15 protein-coding genes are annotated in these 15409 nt (G+C 59.6%); 2 read left to right on the forward strand and 13 right to left on the reverse strand.

Translation table 11 applies throughout. From position 1 onward, the window contains the following. Window positions 1-4: 4 nt before the first annotated feature. Genes MTX36_RS00370 through MTX36_RS00410 form a run of 9 tightly spaced genes read right to left on the reverse strand, consistent with a single transcriptional unit; the run spans window position 5 to window position 8802 of the window. The gene (locus tag MTX36_RS00370) at window positions 5-532 is read right to left on the reverse strand and encodes a mce associated protein mas1a (protein ID WP_243617795.1); all 528 of its coding nucleotides are present in this window, start codon (window positions 530-532) and stop codon (window positions 5-7) included. After that, window positions 519-1739 carry an MlaD family protein gene (locus MTX36_RS00375; RefSeq protein ID WP_243617796.1) on the reverse strand — a complete coding sequence of 407 codons (1221 nt, stop codon included), beginning with the start codon at window positions 1737-1739 and terminating at the stop codon, window positions 519-521. Before MTX36_RS00375 ends, MTX36_RS00370 begins: the two co-directional genes overlap by 14 nt. Next, window positions 1736-2803 (reverse strand): MCE family protein, encoded by a 1068-nt coding sequence (locus tag MTX36_RS00380; RefSeq protein ID WP_243617797.1) that lies wholly within the window; start codon window positions 2801-2803, stop codon window positions 1736-1738. The genes MTX36_RS00375 and MTX36_RS00380 overlap by 4 nt, the downstream gene beginning before the upstream one ends. Then, on the reverse strand, window positions 2803-3879 hold the full coding sequence (locus MTX36_RS00385; protein WP_243617798.1) for an MCE family protein: 1077 nt from the start codon (window positions 3877-3879) through the stop codon (window positions 2803-2805). Before MTX36_RS00385 ends, MTX36_RS00380 begins: the two co-directional genes overlap by 1 nt. Beyond that, a complete protein-coding gene (locus tag MTX36_RS00390) occupies window positions 3876-4892 on the reverse strand; it encodes an MCE family protein (protein ID WP_243618217.1) in 1017 nt (338 codons plus the stop codon). The genes MTX36_RS00385 and MTX36_RS00390 overlap by 4 nt, the downstream gene beginning before the upstream one ends. Further along, the gene (locus tag MTX36_RS00395) at window positions 4889-5908 is read right to left on the reverse strand and encodes an MCE family protein (RefSeq protein WP_243617799.1); all 1020 of its coding nucleotides are present in this window, start codon (window positions 5906-5908) and stop codon (window positions 4889-4891) included. Before MTX36_RS00395 ends, MTX36_RS00390 begins: the two co-directional genes overlap by 4 nt. Then, a complete protein-coding gene (locus MTX36_RS00400) occupies window positions 5905-7131 on the reverse strand; it encodes an MCE family protein (RefSeq protein WP_243617800.1) in 1227 nt (408 codons plus the stop codon). The genes MTX36_RS00395 and MTX36_RS00400 overlap by 4 nt, the downstream gene beginning before the upstream one ends. Before the next feature lie 4 nt (window positions 7132-7135). Then, a complete protein-coding gene (locus MTX36_RS00405) occupies window positions 7136-7993 on the reverse strand; it encodes an ABC transporter permease (protein WP_243617801.1) in 858 nt (285 codons plus the stop codon). Further along, window positions 7993-8802 carry an ABC transporter permease gene (locus MTX36_RS00410; protein WP_243617802.1) on the reverse strand — a complete coding sequence of 270 codons (810 nt, stop codon included), beginning with the start codon at window positions 8800-8802 and terminating at the stop codon, window positions 7993-7995. The genes MTX36_RS00405 and MTX36_RS00410 overlap by 1 nt, the downstream gene beginning before the upstream one ends. A 310-nt stretch (window positions 8803-9112) precedes the next feature. Between MTX36_RS00410 and MTX36_RS30145 the strand changes: the two genes are divergently transcribed. Further along, window positions 9113-10363, forward strand: a complete 1251-nt coding sequence (locus MTX36_RS30145) for a TetR/AcrR family transcriptional regulator (protein WP_243617803.1) — start codon at window positions 9113-9115, stop codon at window positions 10361-10363. Window positions 10364-10658: 295 nt separating this feature from the next. Here MTX36_RS30145 and MTX36_RS00420 read toward each other — a convergent pair whose 3' ends face one another. Further along, entirely contained in the window at window positions 10659-10865 is a 207-nt protein-coding gene (locus MTX36_RS00420) for a heavy-metal-associated domain-containing protein (RefSeq protein ID WP_243617804.1), read from the reverse strand. A 301-nt stretch (window positions 10866-11166) separates the two neighbouring features. On the opposite strand from MTX36_RS00420, the gene MTX36_RS00425 reads away from it, so the two are divergent. Continuing rightward, the gene (locus MTX36_RS00425; protein ID WP_243617805.1) at window positions 11167-12585 is read left to right on the forward strand and encodes an MFS transporter; all 1419 of its coding nucleotides are present in this window, start codon (window positions 11167-11169) and stop codon (window positions 12583-12585) included. Between the two features lie 81 nt (window positions 12586-12666). Here the strand turns inward: MTX36_RS00425 and MTX36_RS00430 are convergent, their stop codons facing one another. Genes MTX36_RS00430 through ipdA form a run of 3 tightly spaced genes read right to left on the reverse strand, consistent with a single transcriptional unit; the run spans window position 12667 to window position 15403 of the window. Beyond that, a complete protein-coding gene (locus MTX36_RS00430) occupies window positions 12667-13761 on the reverse strand; it encodes a nitronate monooxygenase family protein (protein WP_243617806.1) in 1095 nt (364 codons plus the stop codon). Next, window positions 13758-14513: a CoA-transferase subunit beta gene (locus tag MTX36_RS00435; RefSeq protein ID WP_094270029.1), complete on the reverse strand. Its 756-nt coding sequence runs from the start codon at window positions 14511-14513 to the stop codon at window positions 13758-13760. The genes MTX36_RS00430 and MTX36_RS00435 overlap by 4 nt, the downstream gene beginning before the upstream one ends. Beyond that, window positions 14510-15403 carry a cholesterol ring-cleaving hydrolase subunit IpdA gene (ipdA, locus tag MTX36_RS00440; protein WP_094270028.1) on the reverse strand — a complete coding sequence of 298 codons (894 nt, stop codon included), beginning with the start codon at window positions 15401-15403 and terminating at the stop codon, window positions 14510-14512. Before ipdA ends, MTX36_RS00435 begins: the two co-directional genes overlap by 4 nt. Window positions 15404-15409 lie beyond the last annotated feature (6 nt).

The raw sequence follows: 15409 nt of genomic DNA on the forward strand, positions 1-15409 counted from the left end.
TGGGCTATTTGGTTACGACGTTGTCCACAAGCCACTGGTTATCCGAGCGGACAAGACTGAGGACCATTCGATACTTCTGGGAGTTTCCCTGCGGCGTAGCAACATTCTTGGCTTCTTGGTCGACGAACACGAGAACTGTTGCTGAATCCGAGTCGACGCTTTCGATGCCGACGTTTGTCGCTGTTGCGGTCGCCTGACCCTGGCCGCCGGCAACGACGTCGCGAAGTGAGTCCACCATCGTCTTGTAGGTGCCGGCAAACGCCTCCGTGGACATGGACGCAATCGTGTCCTTGTTGGCGTCCAGATTCTGATAGTCGAAGGAGGACATAATGATCGAGTACTCACGTGCGGTATCCATTGCTTCGGTTCGCAATGAGCTTTCGGCGCGAGCCGAGAATATCTGAAACGCCAGGGCCGCGAGGGCTCCGACGAGCCCGATTGCCAGGATCGCAGTCAGGAAGGACGGTCGGCGTGGCTTCTCGGTAGCCTTGATGTCGACGATCTCGATCTGTGTAGTATCAACGGGGCCCATTTCCCAGTCCTTCCAACATCATTCTCCAGTAGTTCAGCGCGTCGACACCGGTCGGAATCAGAATCGGATCGGGCACGATCGGCGGTCCGATCGGGGTGCCGGGGATGGTCGAGTTCTGCAATCCCAAGTTGTCGGGCCGTGGTGCATTCTGCGCTCCGCGTTGGACCAGATCATTGTCTGGCGGACAGTACATTGCGAGATTCGGACTGGTGGGCCTGAGATCGCCGACCTCGCGCCTCGGAGTGTCGTAATTGCAGACGGGGCCCTGCGTCGCGACCAACGCAAAGTCGGCGCGATCTCCGTTGACTATTGATGCCAGCTTGGCGAGGCCTTCCGGGAAGGTCACAAGGCCGGTTTCGAGAGCGTCGGTTCGATCGGAGATGATCGGTGCGACGCTGACGACGTTGGTCAACACCGAACCAAAGGTGTTGTGGTACTTGTCGAAGAGTTGCTGGGCGCTAGTGAGGGCTGCTGGTGAGTGATCGGTGAGGTAGATCAGCACCGGGGCGTTGGAATCGAGTTGCTGGGTGAAATTCTTGGCAGCTGACATTCCGCGAACAAACGAATCCGATTGCCCCGCCATGGAATCCGCCAGGGTGGAGGTGCGCGAGAGCAGTGCCGCCAATTCGGTGGACTGATCGTTCAACTGTGCGGAGAGTGTTCCACCGTTGTCGATCATGGTGCGCAGGCTGGGGCCGAGTCCGTTGAACGAGTTGCCCAATTCAGTTCCGATATCACTGATCGCCTGTGGGTCGATTCCCTCGAGTACGTTTGACGCCTGAAGCATCAACTGACTCATCTGGACTGGTTGCTGATCCGCCGGCATGGGAATCTCGTCGCCGTCTTCGAGATACGGTCCGTGATCGGTCTGTGGATAGATGTCGACGTTCTGGATTCCGGCGGCACTTCCCATTGTCACTTTGGCGATGCTGTCGCTGGGTATCTCGGTGTCGCTGCCCAACGAAAGCTCGATACGAGCTGAGCGCGTACTGGGAGCGAGCGCGACGTCACTGACCTTTCCCACCTGGATGCCGCGATACGTGACGCCGGTTCCCTTGGTCAGCCCGAAAGCGTCGGACATGTTGGCGTGCAGGCGGATATGATCGCCCAGTCCCTGTGGGCCCACAACGTAGACGATGCCGAAAGGGATCACCACGATAGCGGTGAGAGCGAACAAGACGAGTTGGACGAGAGCGAGTCGTTTCATCGGATGCCTCCCTGGAGCAGATCAGTGAGAGTTCCGACCGGACCCGTGCTGGCATCGTGCCCCACGATGCCACCGGTCAGGAGTTTGTCGATGCTTCCCGGAATATCGAGCGCGCCGTCGAAAACCAGGTAGTCACCGCGGACCGACCGCGTGAAATTTTCGAGCATCCCGTTCATGTTGGTCAGTGTCGTACCGATTTCGGAGTTGAACGAATCCAGTGTTCTCACAACCGTAGCCGCATCTCGAAATGTGCTGTCGAGTCCTTGCGGAGACGAGTCGAGAATCCTGTTGGCATTGGTGGCAAGCTGGGCGGTCGAGTTCAACAGATTCGAAATCTGGTCCTTCTGCCCCACGAGTATCGAGACGACCTCAGGCACGGAATCCAAGTAGTTGTCGATGACTTCTCGCTGCCCTGCCATCTGAGACGAAACCCGCGCAGCGAGGTCGACGGCTTCGTTGAACTCGTCCTGATGGGTACTTGCCGTAGCCGTCAACGAGGTGAGAGTGTCGGTGAGCGAGCGCACTTCCGCTGACTTGCCGGAGAAGGCGATGTTCAGTTCGCGTACAACGGTATCGAGTTGGTCGATACCGCTGCCGGTGATCACGGTGCCGAGTGTGGCGAGTGCACTCTCGACCTGCGGTCCAATCTCGGTGCGAGACTCGGGGATCGTCTGACCGTCGCTCAACCTTGTGCTCGACGGCGTCTCCGGGACTCGAAGCCGAATGAACGGGTTGCCCAGTCCCGAAGGGAGTTCGACTGCGGCTTCGACGTTGTCCGGCAACTGCGTCGCGGTATCCAAACTCAGCGTGACCCTGGCTCCGGCGACGTCGGTGGACAGCTCCGACACCCGTCCGATTACCTTCTGCCCGCTCCGGACGTCGGCTCCCAGAACCAGACCGTCGGCACCCGCGAGTTGTACGTCCACGGTGTAGGCGTCGCCGTCGGCCGACCGTCCCAGCGGAAGGTCCTGAATCCCGGCGGTACAGCCGCCGAATGCCATGAGCGCGGCGACACCGACACCGACTGCAACGACACCGGACACCATTCGAACCGGCAGTTTCATCAGTTGCCGCCCAGTGTCGAAGCGAGGCCCAGTGGGTCGGATGCACTGAGCGGGAAGGAAATCGGATTCGTGAATCCGGCGCCCGTGCAGATCGGCAACTTGTATGTCTCGCACAGCGACTCGGCGACGGCGAACTGCGTGAGGGCCGTCGAGACGTTGAGACGAATGCGTCCGCGCCCGTCCGGACCGATGGTATTCGAGAGATTCTGCATCATCAGGGGAACGAGGTCCATGAACTCTGCGAGGCCGGGTTGTTCGGCGGCGAGGGTATCACCCAGGATCCGAACATTGTCCGCGATGGTGCCGACGTCGTCGCCATGGTCGGTCATGAAGGTATTCAGCTGATCGAACACGACCTGCAGATCCTGAAGAGGCTCGGAGATGTCCATGTTCTGGCTCGACCACTGATCGCCCAACTCTCCGAGACCGCTCACCAGGTCGTCGAGGCTGACTTGCCGTGAATCCAACGCTCCCATCAACGAGTTCAGGTTGTCGACGAGTGCGCCGATGTCTTCGGACCGGGCACCGACAACTCCGGTGGCGGTACTGAGATTGCGGATGGCAGTGTTGAACTGATCGCCCTGACCTTTCCAACCGGTCGCACTGCTTGCCACCAATTGCCCGAGATTTCCGCCGTCGGAACCGAAGGCACTTGCCAAAGTGCTGACGCTGCCCATCAGTCCGTCGAAGTCGATGGGGGCATGAGCGCGCTCGATCGGAATGATCGCGCCGTCTTCCAGCGTGGCGCCCCCGGTATAGGCTGGGCCGAGTTCGACATGACGGTCGCTGATTACCGACGGATTGAGAACGTAGGCAGAAGCATTCGACGGTAGTTCGACGGATTTCGGCATGGACAGGGCAACTCGAACCGACGTTCCCCGAGGTTCAAGCGAAGTAACTGTTCCCACTCCGACGCCCAAGACGGTAACCTTGCTGCCCTCGAAGATGCCACCGACGTAGCTGAAGTCGGCATAGACGGTCTTGGACTGATCGGTGCGTCCGAAGATGTACCAACCAGGGAGAGCGATCGCGAGCGCCACCACGAGGAGTGCGGTGACAGCCTTTCGTGTATTCACTTGCAGCCCTCCATGATGCCCAGTGCGCAGAGCAAGTTGTCGGGAATGACAGCTGCCGGAGCGTTGACGTCGGTCCAGTTGCCGGTGCCTGTGGCATTGGTAACCGAGCGCAGTGCAGACGGCAGGCGCGCCATCAGTAAGTCGATCTGATCTGCGTTGTTCTTCAGTGTTGCGGTGACCTGGACGAGGTTGTCCGTCATCGCCCCGAATTCCTCGCGATGATCGACCAGCGTGGACGAGAGTTTGGAGATGATCACTGTGAGGTTGTCCACGAGTTGTGTCAGTGCTTGCTTGCGGACGGAGAGCGTGCGGATGATGGTTTGTGCATTGGCTGCGGTATTGACGATCGAATCACTCTGTTGCACAGCCATGTCCGACAATCTGCGGGACATAGTGAGGATCTGGTCGATCTGCTCACCGTTTTGGGCGAAGGCTGCGGATGCGCCGCTGATCCCGGCGAGGGTTCTGCCGACTTGGTCGGGATCAGTCGGAATTACCTGTGCCAGAGTGTTCATCATCGATTCCATGGACTTCAGGTCGACGTTTGCTGCTATGTCGGTGGCATCATTGCTGACATCATCGAGGCTGTAAGGGGCAGTAGTTCGAGAGCGGGGTATGACGTTTCCGTCAGACGCATCGATGATGCCCGACGGAACTATATCGAGGTATCGCTTGCCCAGAACAGTTTTGAGCCGGACCGACGCGGTGGTCTGATTGCCCAGCGGCTGGTCCTTGTCCAGGCGGAAGCTGACGACCACATGGTCACCTGCAAGCACGATTGAATCGACACGCCCAGCCGGTACGCCGGCTACGTAGACTGGATCGGTGTCCGACAGTCCACTGGCGTTGGCAAATTCTGCAGTGAATGCGGATGTGCGGACGTTGTACCAAAACTTCGGAATTCCCAGCGCAGTAGCGAGTCCCACAACAATGAGGAAGATTCCGATGCTGCCCAGCGTCAACGCTGTGCTGTCCCCGCTGCGCCGACGGTCGCCTTTGGCCAGGAACATCATGAGCACACCGGCGAATGTGTTGTACCGAAAATGTTGGCTTCCACGTCTCCTGCTTTCAAGGTGAAATTGCACAGGTACAGGCTGACGAAGCTTCCGTAACTGCCGATGCGATTGGCAGCATCGGCAAACTTGGGAAGATTTGTCACCAATCGGTTGAACTCGTCGGTACTGGCTATCCAACTGGCCGTGACACTTTCGAGTTGCTGCACTGCCGTGCCGAACGTGTCGTTTGTGCTGGAGATGATGTGGGCCAGTGACGCAACGGTGCTGTTTCCCTGATCGAGGAGCGTCGCAAGTTGATCGTTTTCGCCGACAACAGATGTGCTGAGTTGGCTCAATCCATCGAGGAGGCCGATCAACTCCGGTTGCCGATTGTCGACGGATGTCAGCAGCGTGTTCAGATTCGTGAGCAGTTGAGCGAACACGTCCTTGCGCTCTGTCAGTCCGGAACTCAGGGAGGCGATCTGATCGAGCAGTGTGGTCAGCGCCCCGCCCTGCCCGTTGAACGTTTCGACGAAACTGCGTGTCAGACTATTGACCTCGTTGGTTTCCAGTGCAGCGAACAGCGGTTTGAATCCGTTCATCAACGCCGTTAGATTGATGGGCGGGGTGGTTTGAGACAGTGGGACGGTTCCGCCGGGCTCAACGCTCGAACCGGTTCCGGGGTTCTGGGTCAGCGCGAGGTAGCGGGCACCGAGCATGTCTCCGTAGCGAACGGCAGCATGTACGTCCTCAGCCAGGGAGTACTGTGATTCGATCTCGACGTCGACTATCGCCTTGCTGGTTCCGCCTCCGTTGTCGGCAAATTCGACGGCGTCGACGCGCCCGATTCGTACTCCGGACAGTGTCACGGGATTTCCCGGGTTGAGGCCCTCGACGTCGGAGAACTCGAACTTATACGTTTCGGTGCTTCCACGAACCGGAACTGAGAGGGTATTCGCGACGAATGACGCGCAAGCGAGCCCGGCAGTGCAATAGACGGCCAGGCGAACCACCTGGGACGGTAGAACTTTCACGGAACAGTCACCTCGCTACCTCTGACCAAGGGCCCGAGCATCAACGTGGTGGCAACGTTGGGGGAGGCCGATGGACCGGGTGCTCTGCCGAGAAGTTGATCCTCGAGGTATCCGAGCGCGGATGCTTCGTCGCGGCCGCCGACCACGGGGAGATTGGCCGATGCAAGGGAAGCTTCCTGGTTGGAGCCGAAACATTTTGCGCCGCGCTCAGTTCCGTACTGCGGGCAATCTTCGGCCGTGTAGGGCAGTGGATCCGCGAATGTGGGAACGGCGGTGATGTTGAACTTTCCGGTCGAGAAGACGCGGGCACCGGCCGCGCCGAAGGCTCCGGCATTGGCGAGAGTGGAACGTAGGCCGTCGGGATTGGCTGCCGTCGTCGCGAGAATCTTTCCAGCACTGTCCAACACCGTGATGATGTTTCGATTGTTCTCGGCAACGAAGTTGTTGACCGTTGCGGCGAAGACCGTTGACGCACCGATCGATGTCTCGAGGTCGGTCTTGTTTTCCACCAGGGAATTCGAGACGGACGTTGCCGACGCCAAAGTGTCGAGGATGTCGGGCGTAGCGCGATTGAGCGCATCAACGACGGATTTGAATTCCGGTGTCGAATCGAGGAATTGCTGTGCGGCCGGGGTCAGAACCACTGATGCCTCACTGAGATCGTCGATCATCGCGGCGATGTTCTCGCCCTTGCCGTCCAGCGCTTGGCTGAGTGCTGTGAGGGCAGTGTGTAGCTTTTCGGGTTGCATCGCTGTGAGTAATCCGACGAGCTTGGTGTACACGTCGTACAGCGCAACAGCTTCGGGGCCACTGTCCAGGAGTATCTGGTCACCACTTGTCAGCGTTGCAGTCCCGGAAGGGGTCGGGCTGTCGACCAACTGCATGTAGATGTCTCCGAAGAACGTCCGGGGGACTACCCGCGCAAAGACGTCGGCGGGGATCTCCGATGCGTTTGCTTCATCGATCTGCAACTGCACTACTGATTCAGTTGTACCGGAATGTATTTCACCGATCCTGCCGATGTTGACCCCGTGATATCTCACGGGAGCTTCGCCGCTGATCAGTCCGGCAGTTGCGGGAACGGAGACAAAGACGTCGGTGGTCTGCTCGAGGGTACCGGAGCCGCGTAGAACCATGGTGACGGACGCAGCGATTGCGAGCGCGATTGCGAGCGCGCCACGGAGTGCGTAGACGAGTTTGTTTCTGGTCGTGAGTTTGTCCATGCCGTCAGACCCCCATTCCCGGTATTTCGGGAACGAGGCCCCAGAGGCCGAAGGTCATCAGTACGTCCAAAATTCCGATCGCAAGGATTGCGGTACGGAGTGCCCGGCCGGCTGCCTGCCCGACTCCCGCCGGTCCGCCGGAGGCGTAGAACCCGTAGGCGCAGTGAACAAGAGCGACAACGGCGGCGAACACGATTGCCTTCAACCCCGAGTACAGCAGATCCTGCGGAGAAATCGCGAGATGGAAAAAGTAGTCGTATGTCCCGGCGGATGCGCCGTTGAAGAAAACCACCACCAGCCGGGTGGAGAGGTAACTCGCGAGCAGTCCGATCATGTAGATCGGGATGACACAGATCATAGCGGCGATCACGCGGGTGCCGGCAAGAAAGGGAATGGACCGGATGGCCATGGAGTCGAGTGCGTCGATCTCGTCGGAAATACGCATGGCGCCGATTTGCGCTGTGAATCCGGTTCCGACCTTGGCGGCCAAGGCAATTGCGACGACGACGGGCGCCAACTCGCGTGTATTGGCAACCGCCGACAGCATTCCTGAAAGAGATGTCATTCCGACAAGTTCGAGTCCGCGGTGGGTTTCGACGCCGAGCATCATGGCCGCGGCCAGGGACATGGCGAAGACAATTCCGATGGTCCCGCCGCCGGACAGTAGAGAATTGGTTCCGAAGCTGACCTCGCTGATCTGTCCGAGTACATGCTTGCGGTATTTGGTGAGGGCAAACGGAATTGAGGCGATGGTACGCACGTAGAACGTGACGTGTTGACCGAGCGACACGAGGTTGTCGCCGACGTTGCGGACGGGTCGGGCGGCTCGGTGTGCACGAATTCGAAAATCGACGAGGGGCATCAGAATTCACCCACGGCCGGAACTATGACCGTATAGAGCGCGGACAACACGGTATTGGCGATGAAGACCAGCGCAAATGCCATGACAACTGCTTCATTGACCGCGTCGGCCACTCCGCGGGGTCCACCCTTGGCGTGCAGGCCCTTGAACGTAGCGACCAACGTCGACGTGAGGCCGAAGATCGAGGCTTTGACGAGGGCCATGACGAAGTCGGACAATCGCCCGTACTGACTGAACGTGGCCATGAATGTTCCGGCAGGTAGGTGCTGGACGTAAATATGGTAGAGGTAGCAGGCGATCACGCCGCCAAACGTCACCATCGAACACAACGCGAGGGAAACAACTACTGCAGCAACTAATCTGGGAGCCACCAGGCGCTCGATTACGTCGATGCCCATCACTTCCATTGCATCGATTTCTTCGCGGATCTTCCGGGAACCGAGGTCTGTGCAGATCGCGGACCCCGCAACGCCGGCCATCATCAACGCACAGACGAGCGCAGCTGCCTGGCCGACGATGATGAATGCGACAACCGCGCCGGAATACCCGCCCGCGCCGATCCGGCCGGCGAGTTCGCCAACCGATACGGCAATGAAGACGCCGATCGGAATCATGAGGAGTAATGACGGACCGGTGCTGACACGGCCGATGAACAATGTCTGAGTGATTGTCTCGTGCAACGAGAGCCGTCGGCGTGCAATGGCAGTGAACAAGCCGAACACTGCCTGAACCGAGAATCCGATGAGGTAGCCACCCTGTAGCGCGACGTCCTTGACCGGGCCTTTCGGCGCAGGGAACTCGTACGTCATCTATGGGTTCCTTTGCAGGTCAACGTTGTTCAGCATGGGCATCGAACTGTCCGGGAGCTGTCGGTCGAGCTAACTGCGAGTGAAGCATCTCACACATATATGTGTGCGGCAAGCATTATGTGAACGGATATTCTGATTTCGGACGAACAACATGCACCACGAAATTTGGGCCGGCAATCCTTCAGTGCGCGCTCTATCTGCGAAAACAGTGCGCAAGTGATGTGAGCTGGTGGAAAACGTGTGCGCTGATTCCCATTTATGCTTAGGCTGATTCTCACAGACGGTTCCGCATCGGAGAACGGGGAAGACGGTGGACCAGGGCGAGTCATCCATCTCGTCGCCGGTGGGCGTCAGCGTTCAACCTCGGCCGGGGGTCGTCCGGAAGCGGCCGAAGGATCGTCGCGAACACATTGCGGCAGCTGCGGCAATCGCGTTCAGTGAACGTGGATATCACGCAGTAAGCGTGGACGATATCGCGTCGTCGGTCGGGATTTCAGGTTCCGCCCTGTATCGGCACTTTCCGAACAAGTATGCGCTGTTTCTGCATTCGGCTCTGGCATTGACGGAGTCGCTGAAAATTGCTCTCGATTCGGTTGAGGTCGACCCGGTGGCAACCGATCATGATCGGTTGCGGGCTGATCTGTTGGCCGTGCTCCGAACGACGATTCGGAATCGGCGCACCGCTGGAATCTATCGGTGGGAAAGCAGGTTCCTGGGCCCTGAGGACCGGGCTGTCATCCGAGATCAGACGCGGGAAGCCAACCGCCGGGTCGGGATGCATCTCTCAGCGAACGAAGTTGGGATCACTCTGCTGGACAGAAAGATTGTGGTTGCGGCAATGTTCAGCGCAATCGGCAGTATCACTGCGCACAATCGGGCTTTGTCTCAGCGTGGAATCGAGAAAATCCTTCTCGAATCGTGTCTCTCGATCGATCGTGTCATCCTCGGTTCGGCAGTGGAGCTGCCTGATCAGTTGTCATCGCCACAGCTTCCGACAACCAATAAGCGGGAACTCCTCATGCAGGAAGCTGTGAGGCTCTTCAATTCTCGGGGATATCACGAGGTCAGTATCGAGGACATTGCTGTAGCAGCAGGCTTCAATGCGTCGGGAATGTATCGATACTTTCCCAGCAAAGCTGACCTCCTGGCCGCGGTGTTCTACCGGGCAGCCGATCGCTTGGACCTTGCGACGGCAGCAGTGCTGGCTTCCGTGCGGTCGGCTGATGAAGGTCTCGACGCGTTGTCCTCGATGTACGTGAACCTCTCGTTTGCGCAGCATGATTTGATGTCCGTGTACTTCACGGAGATGAACAATTTGATGCCCGCCCACCGTAGTGATCTGCGGAACCGGCAGAAGCTGTACGTCGCTCAGTGGGCGGGCTTATTGTGTGAGGTCCGGCCCGAACTGTCAATGGTGGAAGCCGAATTCGTTGTTCATGCGGCTCTGAACGTAGTCCCGGATGTGGGACGGATTCTCGGGTTCGGTCCCGAACCTGAAGGCATGGGTAAGGTTCAGCAGTTGATGACGGTCGTTCTCTTCGGAGATATGCGCGCGAACTAGATACCGGTAGCCCTCGAAGGGGACGAGCGGTGTTGGGTCTTTGCGTCCGTCAGGGTGTGGGATTGCAATGATTCTCACTTCTGGCTCGGTGTGTAGATTCCATTTGTCTTCCGTTGTCCTGCAGTGATATTAGCGTGCACCTAGCCGCGCAGAGCACTGCTGCGCGAACAGTGGGATGCATCGCTATCGCCCAGGTTCGCCTGGCTATCGATGGCATGCTGCCCTTCACTTTCTTAGTTGAGGGTTCTCGGCCGATCTCCAGGGATCGGCCGAGAAGCGTTGTTGGCGTGTGTAGTTAGATGTTCATCTGGAAACCGGCTCCTTCGACTGCATTTTTGATCGAATTCGCATCGATGGGGTCGCTGCTGTCGATGGTGACCTGACCGGTGGACAGATCGACATCGACGGAGATGACGCCGGCGATACCGCCGACAGCTTTTCGGACCGAGGAGGCGCAGGGGCCGCAGGTCATTCCGGAGACGGTGACGGTTGAGGTGCTCATGGAGTTCTCATTTCGTAGTTGCGAGTGCCGGTGTGGTGTCGGGTTGCGTACGAAGTGTCGAACGCATTGCAATTTGTACCATACCCCCCTATGGTATCCAATGAAGGAGCGAAATCGCTCTGGCCCCGGCAGGGGAGACCGGATGTCCACGCATGGCGGGCGCCGGTCAATGAGATGTGAAACCTACTTTCTGGCAAGATATTTCGCGTCTATCTGGACGTGTGACGGAGCGGCCACGCTGGGTAGTCGCCACCGCTCACCTCGCATCACCTCTACCCCGTACAGGTAAGGAACAAACAACATGTCCACACCGGCACAATCCACGAGAAAGTGGTGGGCGTTGGCGTTGATCGCCGCCGCTCAGTTCATGGTCATCATGGACACCTCCATCATCGGTGTCGCTCTTCCTCAAATGCAGAGCGATCTCGGCTTCTCCCAAGAGAACCTGACGTGGGTGTTCAATGCCTACGTCATCGCATTCGGTGGGCTGCTCCTACTCGGTGGGCGCCTTTCCGATTTGTTCGGCGCACGCCGGGTGTTCTCCACCGGCTGGATAGTTTTGCTGGCCGGTTCCGTTGTTGCCGGTGCCGCCGGTAATGTCGCCGTCGAACTTGCCGGCCGCGCAGTCCAAGGGGCCGGCGCTGCACTGATCGCGCCGTCGGCACTCACCTTGCTGATGATGCTGTTCGGCAGCACGCAAAAAGAGATGACCAAAGCACTGTCCATCTATGGTGCCGCAGCCCCGGCCGGCGGTACCGCCGGCGTGTTCCTCGGCGGTGTCATCACCGAATATGCGAGCTGGCCTTGGGTTTTCTATCTCAACATCCCCATCGCGATCATCGCATTGATCGCCACTCCCTTCCTGATGCCGAACGCACCGGCGCGCACCGGATCGATCGACTTCCTCGGTGCTCTTGCGGTCACTGCAGGCCTCGCAGTCGGAGTCTTCGGCATCGTTCGAGCACCTGACGTCGGCTGGGGATCCGGGCAGACGTGGCTTACGCTCGCCGTCGCAGCCGCGCTGCTGGCTTCGTTTGTGTTGATTCAGTCCAAGCGTCGGGAACCACTGGTACGGCTCGGAATCTTCAAGGCACCCAACCTTGCCGCCGCAAACATCGCGCAGTTGGTCCTCGGTGCAGCCTGGATCCCGATGTGGTTCTTCCTGAACCTGTACCTGCAGCAAGTGCTCGGATACAGTGCCTTCCCCGCCGGTGCGGCACTACTGCCGATGACAATATTTGTCATGCTCGGCATGATCGTTGTCGCGCCGCGGGCCATGCAACGGTTCGGTGCCAAGACAATGATCGTGGCAGGTTTGCTGGTACTCGGAATCGGTTTGGGGTGGATGTCGTTGATCCGGCCTACCGGCAACTTCTGGGTTGATGTGCTGCCGGCGTCGCTCGTGGCAGCGGCGGGCATGACGCTGGCGTTCATTCCCTCACTGGGAACGGCGATTTCGGCGGCGCGCCCGGAAGAGGGTGGATTGGCGTCCGGCATAGTCAATGTCAGCTACCAGGTTGGCTCGGCCGTCGGGCTGGCCGTGATGACTGCGATCGCAGCGGTGTTCGGCGCTGATCAGCTCGGTGACCTGACCGAGTTGACCAACGGATTCTCCGCAGTCTTCCTCGGTGCGGCTGTCATCGCAGTGGTCGGCGCCGGTATCACCGCGGTATCGATGCGGACGACGAATGACGCGGCTCAACCAGTCGTAACCTCTTGAGACACTCGGGTTGATCCGTCAACGCACTGAGTGCGCCTCCCCAAGTAGGGGAGACGCACTCAGTGTTTCCACATGGGTGAATCAGCGAAGTGCAGTAAGCGCGTCGATACGCTTGGCCGCATCCTCCATGATGCTTTCGATCAGTTCCTTGCAGCTGGGCAGGTCGTTGATCATGCCGACAACCTGGCCCGAAGCGAGCACGCCGGCTTCGGTATTGCCCTCCACCAGACCGGCTTTAAGCAGCATCGGGGTGTTGGCAGCCATGATGATCTGCATGACGGTGCGGTCGCCGGAACGCTTCATTGCGAGGCCGTCCTTGGCGAGGGTCGACCACTTCATGCCCGTCATCGCCTTGAACTTCAGGGCGTTCTTGCCTGCGGCGACCAGGCCACGGGCGTAGCTGGAACCTTCGAGGCTGTTCACCAGTTCGGTGTTGAGCACGCGGTGCGGCATGCCGTCGACCTTGCGCGAGACGGTGGTATCCGTCAGGCCGCGCTTGAGGTATTCCTGCTTGACGGAATCCGGTACCGAGGAATCGCTGGTGAGCAGGAAGCGAGTGCCCATGGCGACGCCGGCAGCGCCGTACGCGAGTGCCGCAGCGAGGCCGCGACCGTCGAAGAAGCCACCACCGGCGATAACCGGGATGTCAACGGCGTCGAGAACCGAGGGGAGCAGAAGCGTCGTTGCCACACCGCCGGTGTGACCGCCACCTTCGCCGCCCTGGACGACGACAGCGTCCGCGCCCCAGGAAGCGACCTTGACCGCATGCTTCGCAGCACCGATCGAGGGAACGACGACAATGCCGTTGTCCTTGAGCCTGGAGATCAGATCCTTCTTGGGGGCCAAGGCAAATGACGCAACCTTGACGCCTTCGCGGATCAGAAGGTCGATGCGCTCTTTTGCGTCCGTGGCGTCGGCGCGCATGTTGACACCGAACGGCTTGTCCGTGAGAACCTTCGTCTTCTTGATTGCGTTCTCGAGCTCGTCGTACGTCATCGTTGCCGAAGCGAGGATGCCGAGTCCTCCTGCGTTAGCCGTCGCCGACGTGAGAGCGGGACCGGAAACCCAGCCCATGCCCGTCTGAACGATCGGGTAGTCGACGCCGACCAGTTCGGTCAGCGCAGTCTTGATCGACGGTGTTGCATTACCCTCGCTCCGCTCGACCGGTGTGCTCACGCGCTGACCTCACGGTCACGCAGGTTACGCGGATCGAGGGTCTCGCGAATGAGGTGGATTTCCTCGACGGTGGGCTCGCGGGTGACGCCGGCCTCGGCGAGTCCGGCAACCTCGAACGACGTGTTCTCGGCAACCTCTTCAGCCGTGACGCCGGGGTGAAGGGTCAACGCGCGGAACGTGTTTCCCGGTCCACCGAAGTCGAAGACGCCCAGGTTGGTGACAACGCGGGGGATGTTGAGGTACTTGTATGCCGGGTTCTCGGGATCGATCTGGTCGTAGCCGACACCGCACACCACGTCGACCTTGTCCACGAACACTCGCTTGGAGTGCTTGGGGACGAAGTAGCTGGTGGCGTGGTTGATCGTGTTACCCGGCGCGCCGCGCACACCGAACATCTGACGCGACGGCTGCTGAAGCGGGCCGAAAGCGGAGAGGTTCTGGTTGCCGTGGCGATCGAGCTGGTTGGCGCCCATGACAACGTGGCGACGACCGGAAGCAACCACGTCGAACACCTTGCGGAAAGGCATCCATCCTTCGATGGGGCCCTTCGCTCCGACGCCCGGGGTGTCCTCGAAAATGAGGGCTTCACCGTCGGTGATCAGAAGGTCAGGTTCGGTGGTCAACCGAGCCAGGCGAGCACCGATGGTCGACGACGTCGACATCGGGCTGGCCATGATTTCGCCTGCACCGGAAAAGATTTCGGCGCATGCGATGACGACGTACTCTGCGCGGGTGACGGTTGATTCACTCATGACGCCTGCTCCTCTGCGAACTTCTTCACTGCTGCCTGGTAGTCCTCTTCGCTGCCGGAGAGGAAGGTATCGACAAATGCCTGCCACGACTCGGGGGTCTTGGCTGCCTCGGCGTAGTGGCGCTGGAACTTCTCGTCGCGGCCGTAGCTTTCGCCGGCCAGCGTGAAGTGAGCACCGTTCGGGGCCTCGACGACGCCGTCGACCATCATGCGGTTGAGCAGAAGGTTCTGCAGGGGAACGGTTTTGACCAGTTCCTCGGTCTCGACGATCTTCTCGACGGAGACGTAACGCTTCTCTGCTGCCATGCAGTACAGGTCGTCGAAGTACGGGTCGACGCCGTTGTAGGCGGCGTTGCCGTGCTTGTCACCGAGATTGAGGTGAACGAACGACGCGTCGAGGTTGAGCGCGGGCATCGCGATCAGCGTCTCGGAGCGGCCGTCGGCCTCGGGGTACGGGGAGGTGACGGTCTTGAGCTCGTCGCCCCAGAAGTTGCGGACGTCGGAACCCAGGCCTGCGCGGATCGGCAGGAAGGGGAGACGGGCAGCGGCGGCTTCGAGGCCGCACTTGACCATGCCCTCGTCCATTTCGCGGGATTCGATCTCACCGTTGGTGCGAGCCTTGGCGAACCACGGATCGTAAAACGGAGCGGAGTCCAGGGACACGAAGCCGTAGTACGCCTTCTTGACCTTGCCGGCCGAGCACAGCAGGCCGAGGTCCGGTCCGCCGTACGTGACGACGGTCAGGTCCTTGATGTCCGAGCGCAGGATTGCGCGCACGAAAGCCATCGGCTTGCGGCGAGATCCCCAGCCGCCCAATCCGATTGTCATTCCACTACGGAGCTCGCCGACAACCTCGTCGAGCGACATTGTCTTGTCACGCTTGCTAGCCATGATGTC

This window comes from Rhodococcus sp. ARC_M6, assembly GCF_022810305.1.
Classification (GTDB): Bacteria; Actinomycetota; Actinomycetes; order Mycobacteriales; family Mycobacteriaceae; genus Rhodococcus_F.

What these genes read in the sequence shown, in the direction of transcription:
- MTX36_RS00420 (WP_243617804.1), bottom strand. Translation starts at nt 10,865, where the DNA reads ATGAGCACCTCAACCGTCACCGTCTCCGGAATGACCTGCGGCCCCTGC.
- MTX36_RS00410 (WP_243617802.1), bottom strand. Translation starts at nt 8,802, where the DNA reads ATGACGTACGAGTTCCCTGCGCCGAAAGGCCCGGTCAAGGACGTCGCG.
- MTX36_RS00375 (WP_243617796.1), bottom strand. Translation starts at nt 1,739, where the DNA reads ATGAAACGACTCGCTCTCGTCCAACTCGTCTTGTTCGCTCTCACCGCT.
- MTX36_RS00405 (WP_243617801.1), bottom strand. Translation starts at nt 7,993, where the DNA reads ATGCCCCTCGTCGATTTTCGAATTCGTGCACACCGAGCCGCCCGACCC.
- MTX36_RS00370 (WP_243617795.1), bottom strand. Translation starts at nt 532, where the DNA reads ATGGGCCCCGTTGATACTACACAGATCGAGATCGTCGACATCAAGGCT.
- MTX36_RS00435 (WP_094270029.1), bottom strand. Translation starts at nt 14,513, where the DNA reads ATGAGTGAATCAACCGTCACCCGCGCAGAGTACGTCGTCATCGCATGC.
- ipdA (WP_094270028.1), bottom strand. Translation starts at nt 15,403, where the DNA reads ATGGCTAGCAAGCGTGACAAGACAATGTCGCTCGACGAGGTTGTCGGC.
- MTX36_RS00380 (WP_243617797.1), bottom strand. Translation starts at nt 2,803, where the DNA reads ATGAAACTGCCGGTTCGAATGGTGTCCGGTGTCGTTGCAGTCGGTGTC.
- MTX36_RS00400 (WP_243617800.1), bottom strand. Translation starts at nt 7,131, where the DNA reads ATGGACAAACTCACGACCAGAAACAAACTCGTCTACGCACTCCGTGGC.
- MTX36_RS00425 (WP_243617805.1), top strand. Translation starts at nt 11,167, where the DNA reads ATGTCCACACCGGCACAATCCACGAGAAAGTGGTGGGCGTTGGCGTTG.
- MTX36_RS00390 (WP_243618217.1), bottom strand. Translation starts at nt 4,892, where the DNA reads ATGATGTTCCTGGCCAAAGGCGACCGTCGGCGCAGCGGGGACAGCACA.